The following is an 18,245-nucleotide window of genomic DNA, read 5'->3' as shown; positions in this document are numbered from 1 at the left end:
TTTTTTGTTGTTCTGATATTTGCCGGAATTGTAACCAAACACTTTGTTGAAAATCAGAATGAGGAGGAAATTGATTATATGAATGAGAACCAATTCACATTTAACATTAGCAAGAATTATTCATACAACAACAGTAAAGTGGAAAGAATCCTTTCGGTGGAGGGAAAGAAGGAAATATCCGTTAAAATATGGTCTTTTAATGTTTTGGGTAATCTTTCAATAAAGCTCTATAATCCTGAGGGCGATATATTTTTGGAACGAGAAGGAAAGAATATGGATGATTCCCTGAGCATTACCCTTGAAAGAGGCAGTTACCTGTTGGATGTAGATTTTAATCATACAATTTTGGGTGGTTATGCACTTGGCTTCAGAAATATTGATGACTTACATTCTCCGGTAATAATGGATTCATTGGGCATAGCAGAGGATAACCCTGAGAAAGAGGAAGCACTTTTGCCTGCCTGGTAAAAGTCAATCGATATTAAGAAAACTTTGCATTCTTGCAGGAAATTTTCGACTATCGCTGTTTTCTGTAAAGTTGCTTTTCGGTTGAAATGTTTCAGTTCCCTTACCATATAAAACACTTTGATGATCCCATTCAATATGAAGTTGATGACCATTGTGAACAAATGCTTTACCAACCTTGTGGGATCCAATTAGATTTTTAAGGTGCATGATACTGTCCTGCAATGTATATTTACCCGGAATTCTAAAAGTACTGCCGGAATATTCAAAGGTTTTTCTTAATTCAAAATCTTGATTGTCAAAAAAAATGAGCTTGCAGGTTTGATGATCCACAATAGCGGGGTTCCCTTTCTCATTTACGGAGGTCCATGTGTGGTCTTTTAGATTGTTGTGGGTAAGCTGTATGTTTTTTTTGGTGGTGGAATTGTACTGGCTGGAAATTATGATGATCCCGCCCATTGCTATTGGTATCCATTTCAACAATTTAAGCGCTTTCATAGAACTTGATTTTTATATTTAACCAAGTTTACGAAAAAATCTCAATGGGGTTCTAAATGGATCTGAATTTATTGTTTTCATTTGATGAAAAACCGATCATACTCCGTGAACATATTTAAGAACAAGGTAAGTGCAAGAGACGCAAATGCCTTTAATTCAATGGCATATAATTAGGGATAAGAAATTCAATCTCAGGTTACCCAACCTGCATGCCGGCAAGGCAGAGACATTAGAATTTCATTTTCTGCCAAAAAATGCACGAAGATAAAAAGTAAGTAAGGGACTAAAAAAGGGTGAGACGGACGGTCCACCCTTTTGAATAATCAATTGAATTGATTGGAATTGATTGTTTACAGATATGAAAGCAAATTAATTGTTAAGCAGGAATTGTTCAATGTTGTCTTTAAACATCTGCCTGGTATCCGCTTTGGATTGTCCAATTCCCGAACTCATCCGGGGTTTTCCTTCTACCGGACAATAAAGAAATGCGGGTATGCTCTGGATTCCCATTACACTGGCCAATTCCCGTTCCTTATCTACATCCACTTTGTAAACATGGATCTTTCCTTGATATTCTTTTGCTATATCTGCTATAATGGGAGAAGTGGTTTTACATGGACCACACCAGTCGGCATAAAAATCTATCAAACAGGGTTTATCGCCCTGGTAATCCCATTTTTCGCTGTTTTTGTAATCCACGACTTTTTCCCTGAATTCTTCTGCTGTCAGATGGGTTACAGCTTTGCTGGCATCTTCGCCGGCAACTATTGAGGCTTTTTGATTTTTATTTTCGCTGTTGCCTGTTCCCTGACAAGCCTGTATTAATAAGGGCATCAGAATTAATAGGAAGAATGTTAGTTTTTTCATATCATTGAATTTTTTGATTGTGAATTAATTGGTGACATCTTATAGTGTGCTCCTTAAATGCAAATATACAAATATTCTAAAATTTACATATATACAAATATAAAAATATGACTACAAAAAGATAATTTTACTGATTTTTAGAAGGATATAAAGATAGGGTGTCCGAAAATTTTCGGACACCCTATCTTTATATAGGAATGGCGCATTAAGGATTATTCCTGACCATCTTTTGATTTATCGGGAAATTCCGGTATTTCCGGCAGCGGTTCGTATTCTTCATCAACCTTTTTCTGAATTACTTCAATCGCCTTGTTTAACTGCTGGTCAATTCCCCGGTATTCTTTATAGGGATCATTTTCTACTCGAATATCGGGTTCAACACCATATCCTTCTATGATCCATTTGCTTTTTTCGGCTGAATAGGATGCGAATTGAGGTATACGCAATGAACCTCCGTCAATGAAAGGCAGGGAGCCCCGTATACCCACTACACCTCCCCATGTTCGGGTGCCGATAACCGGTCCCAGGTCGTTCTTTTTAAATGAGTATGCAAACAAGTCCCCATCGGAGGCGGAATACTTGTCCACCAATAGGACCTTGGGACCGCGGAAAACTTTTGAAGGTGTATATGAAGGTTCATCCACATTACGCCGCATGCCGGCTCGTGAAATCGCTCTTCTCAAGCGTTCAATGATCATTGGGGATACATTTCCGCCACCATTTCCCCGATCGTCTATGATCAGGCCTTTCTTGCTGAGCTGCGGATAGAAATGTTCAACGAACTCATTCAGGCCATTGGTAATCATGTCGGGTATGTGAATATAACCTACCTCTCCGTTGGTTTTTTCATTCACCTTTTCCTTATTGTTTTGTACCCAGTTATGATAGTATAAATTCGACTCATCACCGATTGGCTGAATAATTTCCGTATGGCTCCCCTCCAGTTCCGGCGAAGCGTTGAAACTTATCTCCACTTTCTTTCCGGCTTTGCCAACCAATGCCTTGTGCAGGTCGGGCATTCCCTTTACGGATTCCCCGTTGATCTCAAGGATATAGTCACCTTCATCCACGTCCACGCCGATGGCCTGAAGAGGCGATTTTTCCTGGTCATTCCAGTTGTTGCCCTCCAGTATCCTTTCAATTTGGAAATATCCGGACTCGTGTCTGGACAGCTCTGCTCCGAGCAGGCCGGTTTTGATTCTTTCTGCTTCAGGCCTGTCTCCACTTTGGATATAGGCATGTCCAACATTCAGTTCGGAGATCATCAGACCAATGACATAGGTGAGATCGTTTCTGTGGTTGACATAAGGCAAAAGTTCGCTGTAACGGTTTTTCATTTTTTCCCAGTCCAGACCGTGCAAGTTCTCAACATAGAAAAAGTCGCGCATCTGTCTCCAGCTTTCATGGAAGATCTGTTTCCATTCTTTTTTACGATCAACGCGGACCTTCATGTCGGACATGTCCACCGTTTCTTGCATCTGTATCTCTGCAGAGGGTAGATCTATCACGGCAAAACGCTTGTTCTTACGGACGAGCATCTTTTTGTTGTTGGGCGATATGGTGAATTGCATATCTGTGCCCAGCGTGGTTTCCTTCTCCTCTTTGAGGTCGAACATTTTTATGGATCGCTGATTGTTGTCCGAATTATATTCCTGATAATATACTTTATTGTCAATCCCGTAAATGTTCCCATAATTTGAAGCCTGAACGGGCAAAGCGATGATCCGTTGCTGTATGCCGTCCCTGTCAATTTCAACTTCGATATCTCCGGATTCCTCTTCCTGTTTTTCATTGTCATCGTCCACAGCCACTTCGTCGTTTTTCGGAGAGAAGGGAGAGGGTGTAGATTTCTGTAAGGTAATGAGGTAAACCTTTTCCATGTCTTTGTATGCATAGTTCCACTCCACTCTGCTGTATATGGGATCAAAGGTGCGCCTGGAACTCAGGACAAGGTATTTCCCGTCATCGGAGAAATTGGGATCGGCTGAATCATACCATCCCTCCGTGGCTTTGAATTTCTCACCTGTTTGGGTATTGTATATCCAAACCACTGACATATCAGTGTCCCCTTCTTTGGTATAGGTTATCCATTGGCTGTCAGGACTCCATTGATAGCTCCTGATCTCACCGTATTTGGATGTGTCGACCAGGGTTACTTCCTGGGTTTCTACATTTGTGAATTTGAGTCGGAATTCAGCGTCGCTCCACATGATTTTTTTGCTGTCGGGCGACCATTTCAGTGAATACTTATAAGTATCGGCATTTCTGGTAAGTTTGACAGGTGTCTCTTTCCCTTTTCTATCCTGCATGTATATCTCAAATTCTCCTCCCATGTCAGATATGTAGGCAATGTGCTTTCCATCGGGTGACCATCTGGCGTCGCGGTCGTGGGCATCTGATGATTGGGTCAGGTTATAGTTGATACCTTCTTTGGAGGGTACTGAGAATATATCTCCGCGGGCGCTGAAAGTTACCCTTTCCCCGTTAGGGGATAAGCCTGCATTTTGTATATGCTCGGAGGCATCAACAATTTCCTCGCGACTGTATGTCATGTCATTTGAAATGGTGATGGGTACCCGGCTGGTTTCCTCGGTTCGGAGGTTGAATTTATAAATGTAGCCCCCGTTTTCAAATACAATGTAGTTATCACCAATCGAGGGGAATTTTACATCAAATTCTTCAAAATGGGTAAGTTTGGTAACTTCTTCGGTATCCATATTGTATTTAAACAGATTCATTTTCCAGTCCCGGTCCGACAGGAAATACACGGTATTATCCTTCCACATGGGAATGATGTCCTGGGCTTCATGATCGGTTATTGCCCTGGTCTCATGAGTATTGAAATCATGGATCCATATATCGTCGGCCATACCTCCCCGGTAATGTTTCCAGGTTCTGAATTCCCGGAATACACGGTTATAGGCTAATTTGTCTCCATTGGATGAATAACTGCAGAATCCCCCTTCCGGTAGCGGTAATTGTTCGGGCGTGCCCCCTTCAACGGGAACTTTGAAAAGCTGGCCGATAAATGAATTAAACGACTTTTTTCTGGACCGGAAAAGGATATTTTTACCATCGGGAGTCCAGGTCATCACAATGTTGTTGGGTCCCATCCGATCGGCTACATCATCCCGGTTCAGCGTAGCAGTATAAGTTAGTCTTTTAGGTGACCCGCCCTCATTAGGAATGGTATAAACTTCCGTGTTACCATCGTATTGGCCTGTAAATGCAATTTTATCCCCATCGGGAGAAAAGCGGGGAAACATTTCATAGCCTTTGTGGGAGGTAAGTCTCCTGGCTGTACCTCCTTCGGCCTCTACGGTATATAAATCTCCGGCATAGGAGAATACGATTTGATCGCCGTGAATGGCCGGGAATCTCAATAATCGGGTATCTTCCTTTTGGGCCTCTGCATGAGTAAAACCCAGGAGGAAAGTGATGAAAATCACCAGATGAATTCGTTTCATAAGCTTATCTTTTTTTCATTTTTAACGTATGGTTTATTAAGCCTAAATTATGAAAAATCCCGTATGAATTCAAATGATGAATGTCATGCCCGGGCTTTGAAAATATGAAGGATAAGTTTAATTGTTGGTAATGATTAAATAATCAGATTATTATAGATTAAATTATTATATGGAAAATCAATTAATTCATCAACCTGCGATTAAATGGTATTTATGAGGTTAAAAATTTTGAAATTTCAATATATTTGTTGTTTTAACGGTGAAGCTTTATGAAACTAAGTTTAGGTCTAATGTTTAGAAAATTATTCCTCCTCATTCCATTGGTATTTATTTTTTCTGGTATGATCCGTGCCAACGATCCGGTTGTTTCCAGTCGAAGCAGTTTGTCTTCTTTATTGTCAGTGGAATCATTCTGGGTAGACAGTGTCATGAATGAAATGACACTTAACGAAAAGATAGGGCAGTTGTTTATGGTAGCGGCCTACTCCAATAAGGACCCTCAGCATACTCAGGAGATCATGGAGTTGATCAAAAAACACCATATTGGCGGTTTGATTTTCTTCCAGGGCAATCCCCGGGAACAGGCCAAACTAACAAACATATACCAGAATTATTCAGAGGTTCCCCTGATGATTGGCATGGATGCCGAGTGGGGTCTGGGAATGCGGCTTGACAGTGTGATAAGCTATCCCCGTCAGATGGCACTTGGTGCTATACGGAAAGATTCATTGATATATGAAATGGGAGTGGATATAGGAGAGCAGCTTCGCCGGCTGGGGGTACATATTAATTTTGCCCCCGTGGTAGATGTAAACAACAACCCGGATAATCCGGTAATTGGCAGCCGTTCTTTTGGTGAAGACAAATATAATGTGGCACAAAAGGGTATCTCTTATGTGAACGGACTGCAGGATAAAGGCGTTTTGGCTGTAGCAAAGCATTTTCCCGGACATGGAGATACCGACCAGGATTCTCATGAAACGCTTCCGGTTATCCCTCATGATTCCACCCGCTTAGACAGTATAGAACTTTATCCGTTTAAACGAATGATCCAAAACGGGGTTGGAGGAATGATGGTGGCCCATCTTCAAATACCGGCTTATACGCAGGAATCAAACAGACCTACGACACTTTCAAGGGAGGTGGTGACCGATCTGCTTAGAGAGCAAATGAGTTTTAACGGATTGGTCTTCACCGATGCCTTAAATATGAAAGGAGTGACCGATCATTTTCCTCCCGGTGAGATTGAAGCTGAAGCGTTAAAGGCCGGAAATGATGTGCTGCTATATCCCCAGGACGTGTCTAAAGCCATTTCAGAAATTAGAAGACAGGTAAGAAATGGCGAAATCAGCAGGGAATCTGTAGAAGAGAGTTGCCGCAGGATTCTTGCTTTCAAATATTGGGCCGGGATGGATACCATTGGTGGTGGTCCAGACAATTTGAGAGATGAAGGGAAATTGGTTGCCAGAAAGGGTTTGCTGGAAAATTTAAATAACCCCACATATAAGGTTCTAAACCGGGAACTAATAGAAAATTCTCTTACACTGGTTGAAAATTCTGAAAACCGTTTTCCGATAAAAGATCTGGATAAACTTCGCCTCGCAAGTATTTCAATTGGAGCCGGAGAGAAAACGCCTTTTCAAAATCAGATCGATCTTTATACCCGGTGTAAGCATTATGTTTATGAAACCGGTGGGGAAATTCAGGAATTCTTTGAAGACCTGAATCAGTATGACGCAGTTATTGCCTCCACCCATAATACCAACGAAATACCTTCCCGAAGATATGGCGTGAACTCAGACTATGCGCAATTGCTCCGCAGATTGGCCCAAAGGCAAAACACGATGTTTGTTCATTTTGGAAATCCATATGCGTTAAAATTTCTGGAGCCACTTAGTCATTTTGATGCTGTTCTGAATGGTTATAATGATGATCGGCTTACCCAGGAGTTAGCAGCTCAGGCTCTTTTCGGGGCTTTTGGAGTAAACGGGAACCTTCCGGTTTCCGTCAATGATTCGTTTAAGACAGGCACCGGAATCAATTCTGATGAGCTTTCCCGTTTAAAGTACACCCTTCCTGAAGAAGTAGGTATGAATTCGGATACATTGAGCAGAATTGATTCCATTGTTCATGCGGCCATCGACTCGCAGGCCACACCCGGAGCCCAGGTTCTGTTGGCGCGGGATGGGAAGGTGGTTTATCATAAAACCTTTGGCCATCACACCTATCTTAAGAAGGAGCCTGTTCATTGGAAAGATATTTATGACCTCGCCTCCATCACCAAAATAACAGCCTCCGTACCTTCTTTGATGCGTTTGTATGATGAGGACATCCTCCATCTGGATTCAACGCTGAGCCATTACCTCCCTTATCTCGACACCACCAACAAAAGCGATATGGTGCTTAAGGATATTTTAACCCATCAGGCCAGATTGAAACCCTGGATACCCTTTTACTATAAAACCCTTGAAACGCTTTATCCGGATCAGGAACTGCTCGACTCTGATTTTTCGAAGGAGTATCCCTATAAGCTCGGATCTCATTCTTATATGGCAAAGAATATTCAGTACAGGGATGGCGTGTATTCTAAATCTCCAAAAGATAGCTTTTCGTTACAGGTGGCAGAAGATTTTTATATGAAAAAGAACTACAGGGACAGCATTTTAAGATGGATCGATGAATCGGAGCTTCTGGAAAAGAAAGAATATGTTTACAGTGACCTGGGATATTACTATTTCTACCGTATCATTGAGAAGATTACCGGAATGCAGCTTGAAGATTATGTAAAACAGAAGTTTTATAAGCCTTTGGGTGCTTATACTACAGGTTATAAGCCTTTGGACAACTTTGAACCCACTCAGATTATTCCTACCGAGAACGATATGGTATTCCGCCGGCAATTGCTAAGAGGCCATGTGCACGACCCTGGAACTGCCATGATTGGAGGTGTGTGCGGACATGCCGGTCTCTTCTCTAATGGGAATGATCTGGCCAAGATCATGCAGATGTACCTGAATAAAGGATATTACGGAGGTAAACGCTACTTCAGGGATTCTACGCTGGAACTGTTTACCCACAGCCCCTTCAGGGAAGAAAACGACAACCGCAGAGGCATCGGATTTGATAAACCTGTGCTCGAAAAGGACGAAGAAAGCCCCGCAGCTAAATGTGTATCAAAGAGCAGTTTCGGGCACAGCGGTTTTACCGGTACCTATACCTGGGTAGATCCGCAAAATCAGGTGTTGTACGTGTTCATGTCAAACCGCGTGCACCCGGATCAGGACAATTTGAAACTCATCAAGGATGATGTCCGCACCAAGGTGCAGGAAGTGATTTACGGGTCGATAGTTGAAGAATAGCAGAATACTGTTGCTCTACTGTTACATTGTTGAAAGAAGGCTGAGGCTGAGGCTAAGGCTAAGGCTAAGAGTAGAAAGGCTACGGTCAGATTGTTAAATGGTTAAATGATTATATCGTCAAATTGTTGCCTCGAGCTATGACCATCAGAAGATTCTGGGAAATTTTGCCAACTGCTCCCACAGAATGCGGGACCAACTGTTTTACTAAATCTTATTTCCTTAAATTTGATTCTGCAATATAGTAAGCTGCTTTTTGCTCCCGCCGATAGGCGGGACCAACTTTTAACCTCAAACTTTAAGCCCAAAACAAGTCAATTGCCAATTTTCTGTTTCAGCATCTTTTTGAGCGATTCAAAATCCAGTCTCTTGGCTACGATCGTTTTGTCTTCGTCTAGCAGATAGATGGTAGGCGTACTATACACGTCATATTTGTTCCTGAAATTGGAAACGTGTTTCGGGTCGTATGTGTTAATCCAGTCGAGATTTTTGTTATTCACATATTCCATCCATTCCTGCCTGTCGGTTTGGGTGTATACTCCAAAAATTTCCAGTTGATCGCGGGAGTATTCTTTATAAAGCTCCCGGATTTTTGGTGTCAGTTTTTTACAGTGGCTGCATGTTGGCTCCCAGAAGTAAAGTAATGTGTATTCACTATCTACATCATGCAGACTGGTATATTCACCTGATGTTGTGATTAACTTCAGTTCAGGTGCTGTTTTGCCAATGAGGTTGGGCTTGATCTTGCTTACCCGGTCACGTAGCTTTTTTATAGTACTCGAATCCGCCCAGTCGGCCTGGCCGGACAGGTAATATTTTTCTGCAATATGCACAAAAACTTTATCCATTCCCATGATGTTGCTTTGCTGGTAATGGTTGAGCAGATAACGGGCTAAATACTGAAAAGTTTCTTCATTCCCACGGGTTTTGCTTACGATCCGGTCAACCTCCGGGATTATTGAGTCCGGCTTTTGTACAAGAATGTTATTGAAATAATGGTCTATCTTTCTGTGGAGAATTGGGGTTCTTACCAGGCGGGAATCTGACAGATCAATATGGTCGAAATAATGATCCTTATGGTATTGATATCGTTTTTCCCACTGTAAGGCATCTTTATTGTCAGTAGATTCTGAAATATTGAAGTCAGGAACCTCAACATTTTTCATGCCCTTGATGATAACGGCAAGCAGTGAATTGGGATATTCAGAAATAATGCTGTTCCATTTGTTTTTTACTTTCTTATCCAACTCCTCCAGGCGATCTCTGAGTTTTGTGGAATCTTTACCGGTTTCAGCGGCTTTTAGTTTTTTCTTCAGAGCAGCGGATTGTTGGTTTTGCTTCATCATAAACTTTTGATAGTCATTAAATGCCTGGTTTATTTCATTACCCTCAAATTCCAGTGTATTAACAAAATCGTTGACATTGGTTTTGAGTGAGAAATGTTGATCCTCACCTACCAGGATTTCAAAGTATTTTTTCTTTGGTGTGATTACAAGATATATACCCTGCTGAAGCGGCTCGCTGCCCTGGAAAGTACCCTCCCCGTTCTCATTAAGTTGAATGGTATCTTTGATAAATTGTTTGTTTCCGTGATGAAAACCAAGATAAAGATCGGAATCTTTCAGTCCGTTGATCTGCACGTTTATTTCATATCCTTGCTCTTCAGTAGGGGATGAAAGCAATATAAAGGGTATGCCAATAAAGAGTATGGTCAGCAGGCTTGTTTTTATTTTTTTCATTGTTCTATTTTTTACTTTTTTCTTTCTAACGATAAATGGCCAACAAAGTTAAAGATTTCGCATAATTTTTAAAGAAATAAGATTGTCAAATGGGAAACTGCAAGAAATGAAAGAAATTCGATTTTCTGCTATGTCATCCCTGACGGGATTCTGATAGTTTTTTGGATATTCAGCACCCGGGTTGACACCTGGGCCTACAAAAATGGCAGGCCTGACGGTCTTTCATGCCATAGATAGTCTTCTGAGCATTCTATGTTTGGTTTTTTATTACCTTTTAAAGCAAGCTGCAAAATTGTTTTCTATCTTCTGGCAGTTAATGAGATACAGCATTTGCGGGATGCCATCTTTGCAGTCCCACATGGAATGTATTTTATTTTCACATCCTCTTCTGTATTCAATGATGATAAATTCCGGATTATGTACTGCTCTTTGTCCTGTGAGAATTTTGGGCTAATTTTATCCCTTATTTGAATATTATTTTATATGGCTGGTCTTAAAATATATAAAGCTTCTGCAGGATCGGGTAAAACTTTTTCCCTTACACAGCAGTATTTGCTGATGCTTTTTCGTAATCCCTCACTTTACCGGCATATTCTGGCCGTAACCTTTACCAACAAAGCCACCGCTGAGATGAAGCATCGGATTCTGGATGAGCTGAATACCCTTGCCAATGGAAGAGAATCCAAACATCTGCCTGCCATAAAGGCAAATTTGAATCTTAAAGATTATGAGATCCAGAGGAGGGCTTTCAATGTTCTGAAAAACATTCTGCATGATTACAGCCGGTTTTCGGTGAACACCATTGACCGCTTTTTTCAGCGGGTCATAAGAACCTTTGCCCGGGAACTTGGCCTTCAGTCGGGGTATACACTTGAAACAGATGAGACCGAAATTCTCAATTACGTAATTGATGATTTGCTTCTGGCTACGGAAAAGGATAATCAACTGCGCCGGTGGCTGGTGGATTTTGCACGGTCACGCATGATGGAAGAGAAAAGCTGGAATTTCAGGGAAGAGATTACCTCTCTGGCAGGAGAACTGATGAAGGAAGAGGTGAAAGATTTACAGGTAAGTAAAATCAGCGACCGAAAGACCCTGAATGATTATTTAAAAACCCTGAAACAGGAGCAGAACCGGTTTGAAAATACACTGAAAGGTTATGGAAAGCAGGCTGTGGACATTATTGAAAGGAGCGGCCTGAATGTGGATTACTTCAATCGGAAAGGCAGCGGGGTGGCCCGTTACTTTTACTATTTAAAGGAGGCCAGAAAAGATAAGCTTACACCCAACCAAAATGTTCTGAAGGTGTTGGATGATCCCGAAAAATGGCCATCTTCCAATCTTAAAAAAGAGGATAAACAACTGGTCATTTCTCTGGCCAGGGATCAGCTCAATCCCATTCTGAGGGAGACTGTGGATTATTGCAATGACAACTGTGAAAGATATCAGTCGGTAAGGGAAATACAGAGAAATATATATGTACTGGGCATTCTCGGGGATATTCAGAATCGGCTGTATGAATACTGCCGGGAGAAAAACCTGTTCCTTATATCCGATGCCGCAGATTTCCTGAGGGACATCATTTCGGGCAACGATGCACCGTTTGTTTATGAAAAGACGGGCAGCATTTATCACCATTTTATGATCGATGAATTTCAGGATACCTCGAGGTTTCAATGGGAAAACTTTAAGCCGCTTTTAAGTAACAGCCTGTCTCAGAACTGGTCCAATCTGATGGTTGGGGATGTAAAACAGTCCATTTATCGCTGGCGCAATGGCGACTGGAAGATACTGGAAGATGAGGTGCCTGCAGAATTTTCTCAATTTCCGGTTGATCAGGAAGAGTTGATCTATAACCGGCGCAGTTTGCACAACATTATTTCCTATAACAATACCGTCTTTCATTTTGCCCGGTATGTATTGCAACATCATTTCGATTTTCAGATTCAGGCCCATCATGGTGAGAATCCCTGGGAAGGAAAATTATTGGAAGCCTATAAGGATGTGATGCAGAAACTTCCTGAAAAGCGGGAAGGAGGGTATGTTTTGAATCGCTTCTACAGGCATCTCCATAATCAGCAACAGGAAGCAAGGGAAAAGATCAAGCAGCAGCTTATCAAGGATATCGAGTCGTTACAGGATCAGCATTATAATCTTTCGGATATTGCAATTATTGTGCGAAAGAACAGCGAAGGCCAGGAAATTGCCGATGCTTTGATGGAATACAGGAACAGCGCCCAGGCTTCTTCAAAATACCGTTATGATGTGATTTCCAATGATTCTCTGTATGTCGGCAGAGCAGAAAGTGTGAAGTTTATTTTGTCTGTATTCCAGTATCTGATCAAACCCGACGATGCCATCAACCGCGCTTTTATCAAAGAGGCTTATAACAATACCATTTTGACAAAAGGATATGGGCAGCAAAACTGGCACGCGCTTTTCAGAGAAGCAGGGGACGACTTGACGGAGCATCTTCCCCGGGATTTTGTTGAAAATCTTTCCGGGCTGAAGAGAATGTCGCTCTATGAGCTCACCGAGCGGCTGATCTTCATCTTTAACATCAACAGGATAGAAGGAGAAATACAATATATTCAAGCCTTTCAGGAGATCATCCTTGACTTTTCAAGGAGGTATGCTTCGGATCTGAATACCTTTCTGGAATGGTGGAAGGAGAACGGATGGAAGCAAAAACTTCAGCTTCCTGAAGATTACGATGCGATTCGGATTACCACCATTCATAAAGTTAAAGGTCTGGAATTTAAGGCTGTCCTAATCCCTTTTTGTAACTGGGAGCTGGATACCACTTCATCGGGGGTGAGAAAGAATTATTTATGGTGTCGCCCTGATGATCGGTATCTCGGTAAGGTTGGAGTTGTTCCGGTTAATTATTCCGGTAATCTGGCAGATACCCTGTTCCGGGATGCCTATTATTATGAAAAGTTCCATAATTATGTGGACAATCTGAATCTTCTCTATGTGGCCCTGACCAGGGCAGAGGAGGTGCTTTTTACTTATGTTCCGATACAGGTAAAAAAAGAGGGAACCCTGAATTATACGGTGAGCGATAAGGGCCTGACTACCATAGGCGAAATGATTCATTATATATACATCAATTATGAAGCGTTACCCCCGTCGGATAACATTGAATGTCCGTTTATAAAGGATTTAAAGATTTATTGGGATGAAGAAACCGGTATGCTGGAATGGGGTGAATTACCGGAAGGAGCTCATATTGAGGCTGGAGAAGAAAATCTGTTGGAACAGCAAAATTACCCGGTATATTCTACCATGCCCCGTCTCCATTTAAAGTATGAATATAGTGAATTTTTCAGTGATAAAACCGATTTGTTTCAGGGTTCGGTGGATTACGGAAAGCTGATGCATCATATTTTTGCCGGTATCCATTCCATATCTGACATTGAGGAGGCTTTGGAGCAGGTGTACATGGAAGGCAAAATAAATGAAGCCGAAAAGAAGGAATTGCGCAAGCGAATAGAGCATCTGGTCAATCACCGGCAGGTTAAGGATTGGTTTGACGGAAGCTGGGAAGTATTTACCGAACGTGAGATCCTTCTTCCCGATGGAAAAACCTATCGTCCCGACCGGGTGATGATGAAAAACGGACAAACCGTAGTGGTGGATTATAAGTTTGGAGAAAAGAAGGATCAACTATATAAGAAACAGATCGGTTATTACCTGAAGCAAATCCGAAATATGGGTTATGATCATCCCGTTGGTTACATTTGGTATGTCAACCAGAATACATTAACGGAGGTTTAAAGATGAGCAAGGACAGCGGTGGGGTTTTTCCCTGGGGAAACAGAAGGCGTTTTAATGCATACAGCGATTATTTCAAACGTGTCTTTGGTGAGCGGGTGCAGAAGGTAACCATCGATGCCGGTTTTACGTGTCCCAACCGGGATGGTACCGTAGGAAGGGGAGGATGCACCTATTGTAACAATGATGCTTTCAATCCCTCCTATTGCAATCCCGGCAAGAGTGTAACCCAGCAGATCGATGAGGGAGTGGAATTCCACAGGAATCGTTACCGGAAGGCCAATAGGTATCTGGCCTACTTTCAGGCTTATTCCAATACCTATGCGCCTTTGGACCGACTGAAATCAATTTATAATGAAGCCCTCCAGTATCCGGGAATTATCGGGCTTGTTATCGGAACCCGCCCGGATTGCATAGACGATGAAAAACTGGATTATTTTGCAACGTTGTCGGAAGATTATTATATCATCCTGGAATATGGGATTGAATCGTTTTATAACCGCACCCTGGAACACATCAACCGGGGCCATTCGTTAGAAGATTCAATAACTGCAATAGAAAAGACTGCCCGGAAAGGTATCAAAACAGGAGCCCATCTGATCTTTGGTCTGCCGGGAGAAACAAGGGAGGATATGCTCAGGGAAGCGGATCTGATCTCCCGTTTGTCGCTGGATACGGTCAAGTTTCATCAGTTGCAGATACTTAAAGATACTGCCATGGCCGGAGAATACAGGGATCATCCGGAACGGTTTACGCTTTTTGAACTGGACGATTATATTGATTTTATCATCGCTTTTATAGAAAGGTTGAACCCGGATTTTGTCATCGAACGCTTTTCCGGCGAAGTTCCCCCTTGGTTCCTGGCTGGCCCGGGCTGGGGCCTGATTAGAACCTACGAAGTGCGCAACAACCTTGAGCAAAGGATGGTGAACCGGGATACATGGCAGGGGAAATATTATAAGACAGTGAATATTTGAAAAGCCATGTTTTCAATGGTTTATTAAATTTTAGTCTTTGTAATAGAACAAGTACCAATTAACAAATTTCAAATTACTAAATTCTAAACAAATTTTAATGTTCAATCCGGCAGCTGCCGGAGACCAAAACACTTTATGCTAAGTTAGTTACAATTGAACCGAAAATTTTCATGAGTTCTCTTTTCATATTTGTTTGTTTTGAAATTTGTTTGTTTGGTCATTTGATATTGTTTAGAATTTCGAAATTAGATATTAGAATTTCATTGTCTGCCAAAAAGTGCACGAAAATAAAAAGTTATGCAATATTTTCTTCAGGAAGTTGCCCGGGATGTATATAAAAAATACGGAAACGCCCTTTCCGGCATTTGCGTTGTCTTTCCCAACCAGCGCCCGGGGTTGTTTTTCAAGCGCTATCTGGCTGGTGAGCTCAAAAACCCGGTATGGTCGCCTGAAGTGCTTACTATAAGCGACCTGATGCAGCATCTTTCCGGTTTACAGAAAGCCGATCAGCTTTCCCTGATTTTCATGCTCTACCAGGTTTTCAAAAAAGAGAAACAGAGCCAGGAATCTTTTGATGAGTTTTATCATTGGGGGGAGATGTTGTTGCGCGACTTTGATGATATAGACAAGTACCTGGCCGATCCCCGTGATGTTTTCCGGAACCTGGCCCGGTTAAAATCACTGGAGGATCATTTTTCCTATCTGACAGAAGAACAGATTGAGTCGATCAGAAGATTCTGGGATACGCTGAATGTAAGCCAGCTTTCGAAGGAACAGAATGATTTCATCAGCATATGGCAGGTGCTTTATAATGTGTATTTTCAGTTTAATATGCTGCTGGATGAGCATAAGCAGGGTTATGAAGGAAAGATCTACCGGTCGGTCACAGACAGGATCAATTCACAGAAGCTTACACCTGAACAGGATAAGTATATTTTTATTGGCTTTAATGCCCTTACCCCGGTTGAACACCGCCTTTTCAAAGAACTGAAACAACAGGGGAAGGCTGTTTTTTACTGGGATTATGATCATTTTTATCTCAATGATCATGAAGCCGGAAGCTTTATTCAGCATAATATGGAACATTTTCCCGGCGAAGAACTGGGCGTTTATGATGGAATGAAGCAGGATAAATACATTCGGTTTGTCAACACCCCCTATGATATTTCCCAGGCCAAGATTCTGCCTGATCTGTTGACAGATATGCCTCAGAAAGAAAGCCATTCACCGGATAAAACGGCCATCGTCCTGCCCGATGAGCATTTGTTGCTGCCGGTGCTGAACAGTTTGCCTGAAACCCCGGGTGAGGTGAACGTGACCATGGGATATCCCGTTTATTCTACGCCGGCATTCAGTTTCCTGCTTACGCTGATACGCCTTCAGGAGAACGTAAAGCAACAAAACGGGGAGGTTCAGTTCTATTACAATGATGTGCTGTCGGTTCTGAATCACCAATATCTTGGGATCATCAGGGATGAAGAGGTAGAGAAGCTTATTGAGCAAATCCACAAGCACAACAAAATCTACATTCCTTCAGGGGAATTAACGATCAACAACCTGTTTCGTGCGGTTTTTGCCTTGCCTGAATCCTATGAATCCCTCAGCGATTATCTGCTGGATAATTATTACAGGTTTTATACCTTGCTGAAACAACAGGATGAAGGGGAGGATTACTCCCTCCGGATGGAGCTGGAAAGCATTTATTATGTATATATTGCTATCAAGCGCTTGAAGGAAGTCTTTCAGCAGCATCAGGCAAATGTTAAACCTGCCACTTATCTTCGGATCCTGGAAAGGGTGGTTAAAAACCAATCCATTCCCTTTCAGGGTGAGCCTTTGTCGGGGATCCAGGTCATGGGCCTTCTGGAAACCCGGACACTCGATTTTGAAAATCTTCTTATTCTTTCAATGAATGAGGGTGTTTTTCCAAAAGCCGAATCCACCCCTTCTTTTATACCATTTAGTCTGAGAAAAGGATTTGGTTTGCCCACCTATGAACACAACGATGCCATCTATGCCTATTATTTCTACCGGCTGATTCAGCGCGCCAAAAACATTACACTGGTTTACAATTCCGGAACAGATGGTATTAAGATGGGCGAGATGAGCCGTTTTATGCACCAGCTTAAGTTTGAGACAAATTTTGATATCAGGGAAAAAACAGTGGTTTCAGGCATCACCATACCGGAAGCCAGGCCTGTTACGGTGGCGAAGACCGCGGAAATTCTTGATGTGCTGGAAAATTATAATGCCATCAGTGGTGGCGAAAAATCCTTTTCTCCCAGCGCCATCAATACCTATCTGCGTTGTTCCCTGCAGTTTTATTACAGGTATATTGCAGGCTTGAAAGAACCCGAGGAAGTCACGGAGAATGTTGATCTGCCGTTGTTCGGATCCCTGCTTCATAAAGCCATTCAACTGCTTTATGAGCCTTACCGGCAGAATAAAAGCCGGATCACTTCGGAAGAACTGAAAAAACTGGAGCGCAATGACGACCTTATTGAAGCCAGAATCATGGAGGCATTTAGAGAAGAATATTTCAGCGATTTCCCCGCGGATAAAAAGATCAATCTTTCGGGTAAGAATTTGTTGATCAAAGACATCATTTTTCAGTATATCAAACAGTTCTTGAAAGTGGAGCAGAAATTTGCCCCTTTTATCCCCATTTCCCTGGAAGAAACCTGGAAGACTTCCGTAGAATTTGCCGTTGATGGAGAAGATAAAAATGTATTGATCCAGGGGGATATCGACCGGGTGGATGAAAACGGTTCCGGTATACGCATTATTGATTACAAAACGGGACAGCCCAAACAATCCTTTAAGGATGTGCCTTCATTGTTTGAAGAGTATGGCAATCACGCGGCCCTGCAGGCTTTGATCTATTCAAGGATGTACAGTGAAGTGCATGGTCCGCAAAAAAAGATCGTTCCCGGCCTTTATTTCTTCCGCAGGATCTACCAGGATGATTTTGACTGGTCGGTTAAGATGAACAAAAAGCAGGTTGCCTATGATGAGATAAAGGTTGAGTTGGAAGAGCACCTCCGGGCTGTGCTTAGTGAGATTTTTGATCCCGGGGAAACATTCACCCAGACCGACGAC

At 42.2% G+C, this 18,245-nt stretch carries 9 protein-coding genes; 5 read left to right on the top strand and 4 right to left on the bottom strand.

Annotated features, from left to right (window positions below; all coding sequences use genetic code 11):
- Positions 1–468: hypothetical protein (locus KGY70_03690; protein ID MBS3774267.1), on the top strand; the 468-nt coding region annotated here is incomplete at its 5' end.
- Between the two features lie 3 nt (positions 469–471).
- On the opposite strand, the gene KGY70_03685 is transcribed toward KGY70_03690, so the two are convergent.
- The 3 genes from KGY70_03685 to KGY70_03675 all read right to left on the bottom strand — a co-directional run bounded on the left by KGY70_03685 (position 472) and on the right by KGY70_03675 (position 5,297).
- The gene (locus KGY70_03685; protein ID MBS3774266.1) at positions 472–963 is read right to left on the bottom strand and encodes a hypothetical protein; all 492 of its coding nucleotides are present in this window, start codon (positions 961–963) and stop codon (positions 472–474) included.
- Between the two features lie 369 nt (positions 964–1,332).
- The gene (locus tag KGY70_03680; GenBank protein MBS3774265.1) at positions 1,333–1,830 is read right to left on the bottom strand and encodes a redoxin domain-containing protein; all 498 of its coding nucleotides are present in this window, start codon (positions 1,828–1,830) and stop codon (positions 1,333–1,335) included.
- A gap of 212 nt (positions 1,831–2,042) precedes the next feature.
- The gene (locus tag KGY70_03675; GenBank protein ID MBS3774264.1) at positions 2,043–5,297 is read right to left on the bottom strand and encodes a PD40 domain-containing protein; all 3,255 of its coding nucleotides are present in this window, start codon (positions 5,295–5,297) and stop codon (positions 2,043–2,045) included.
- A 341-nt stretch (positions 5,298–5,638) separates the two neighbouring features.
- On the opposite strand from KGY70_03675, the gene KGY70_03670 reads away from it, so the two are divergent.
- Positions 5,639–8,656 (top strand): serine hydrolase, encoded by a 3,018-nt coding sequence (locus KGY70_03670; GenBank protein ID MBS3774263.1) that lies wholly within the window; start codon positions 5,639–5,641, stop codon positions 8,654–8,656.
- Positions 8,657–8,967: 311 nt separating this feature from the next.
- Here KGY70_03670 and KGY70_03665 read toward each other — a convergent pair whose 3' ends face one another.
- Positions 8,968–10,392: a DUF5106 domain-containing protein gene (locus tag KGY70_03665; protein ID MBS3774262.1), complete on the bottom strand. Its 1,425-nt coding sequence runs from the start codon at positions 10,390–10,392 to the stop codon at positions 8,968–8,970.
- A 483-nt stretch (positions 10,393–10,875) separates the two neighbouring features.
- Here KGY70_03665 and KGY70_03660 point away from each other — a divergent pair, with 483 nt between their 5' ends.
- The 3 genes from KGY70_03660 to KGY70_03650 form a co-directional block, all read left to right on the top strand.
- Complete coding sequence (locus KGY70_03660) at positions 10,876–14,172, top strand: UvrD-helicase domain-containing protein (protein MBS3774261.1); 3,297 nt, start codon at positions 10,876–10,878, stop codon at positions 14,170–14,172.
- Positions 14,173–14,174: 2 nt separating this feature from the next.
- Positions 14,175–15,146: a TIGR01212 family radical SAM protein gene (locus KGY70_03655; GenBank protein MBS3774260.1), complete on the top strand. Its 972-nt coding sequence runs from the start codon at positions 14,175–14,177 to the stop codon at positions 15,144–15,146.
- A gap of 297 nt (positions 15,147–15,443) precedes the next feature.
- Positions 15,444–18,245 (top strand): PD-(D/E)XK nuclease family protein (locus KGY70_03650; protein MBS3774259.1); only part of this gene is annotated, 2,802 nt, incomplete at its 3' end.

This window comes from Bacteroidales bacterium, from assembly GCA_018334875.1.
GTDB lineage: Bacteria > Bacteroidota > Bacteroidia > Bacteroidales > UBA12077 > JAGXLC01.
This window is presented reverse-complemented; position numbering and strand designations above follow the sequence as displayed.

Coding starts and splice junctions, on each gene's coding strand:
- KGY70_03685 (MBS3774266.1), bottom strand. CDS start 963: ATGAAAGCGCTTAAATTGTTGAAATGGATACCAATAGCAATGGGCGGG.
- KGY70_03680 (MBS3774265.1), bottom strand. CDS start 1,830: ATGAAAAAACTAACATTCTTCCTATTAATTCTGATGCCCTTATTAATA.
- KGY70_03675 (MBS3774264.1), bottom strand. CDS start 5,297: ATGAAACGAATTCATCTGGTGATTTTCATCACTTTCCTCCTGGGTTTT.
- KGY70_03670 (MBS3774263.1), top strand. CDS start 5,639: ATGATCCGTGCCAACGATCCGGTTGTTTCCAGTCGAAGCAGTTTGTCT.
- KGY70_03665 (MBS3774262.1), bottom strand. CDS start 10,392: ATGAAAAAAATAAAAACAAGCCTGCTGACCATACTCTTTATTGGCATA.
- KGY70_03660 (MBS3774261.1), top strand. CDS start 10,876: ATGGCTGGTCTTAAAATATATAAAGCTTCTGCAGGATCGGGTAAAACT.
- KGY70_03655 (MBS3774260.1), top strand. CDS start 14,175: ATGAGCAAGGACAGCGGTGGGGTTTTTCCCTGGGGAAACAGAAGGCGT.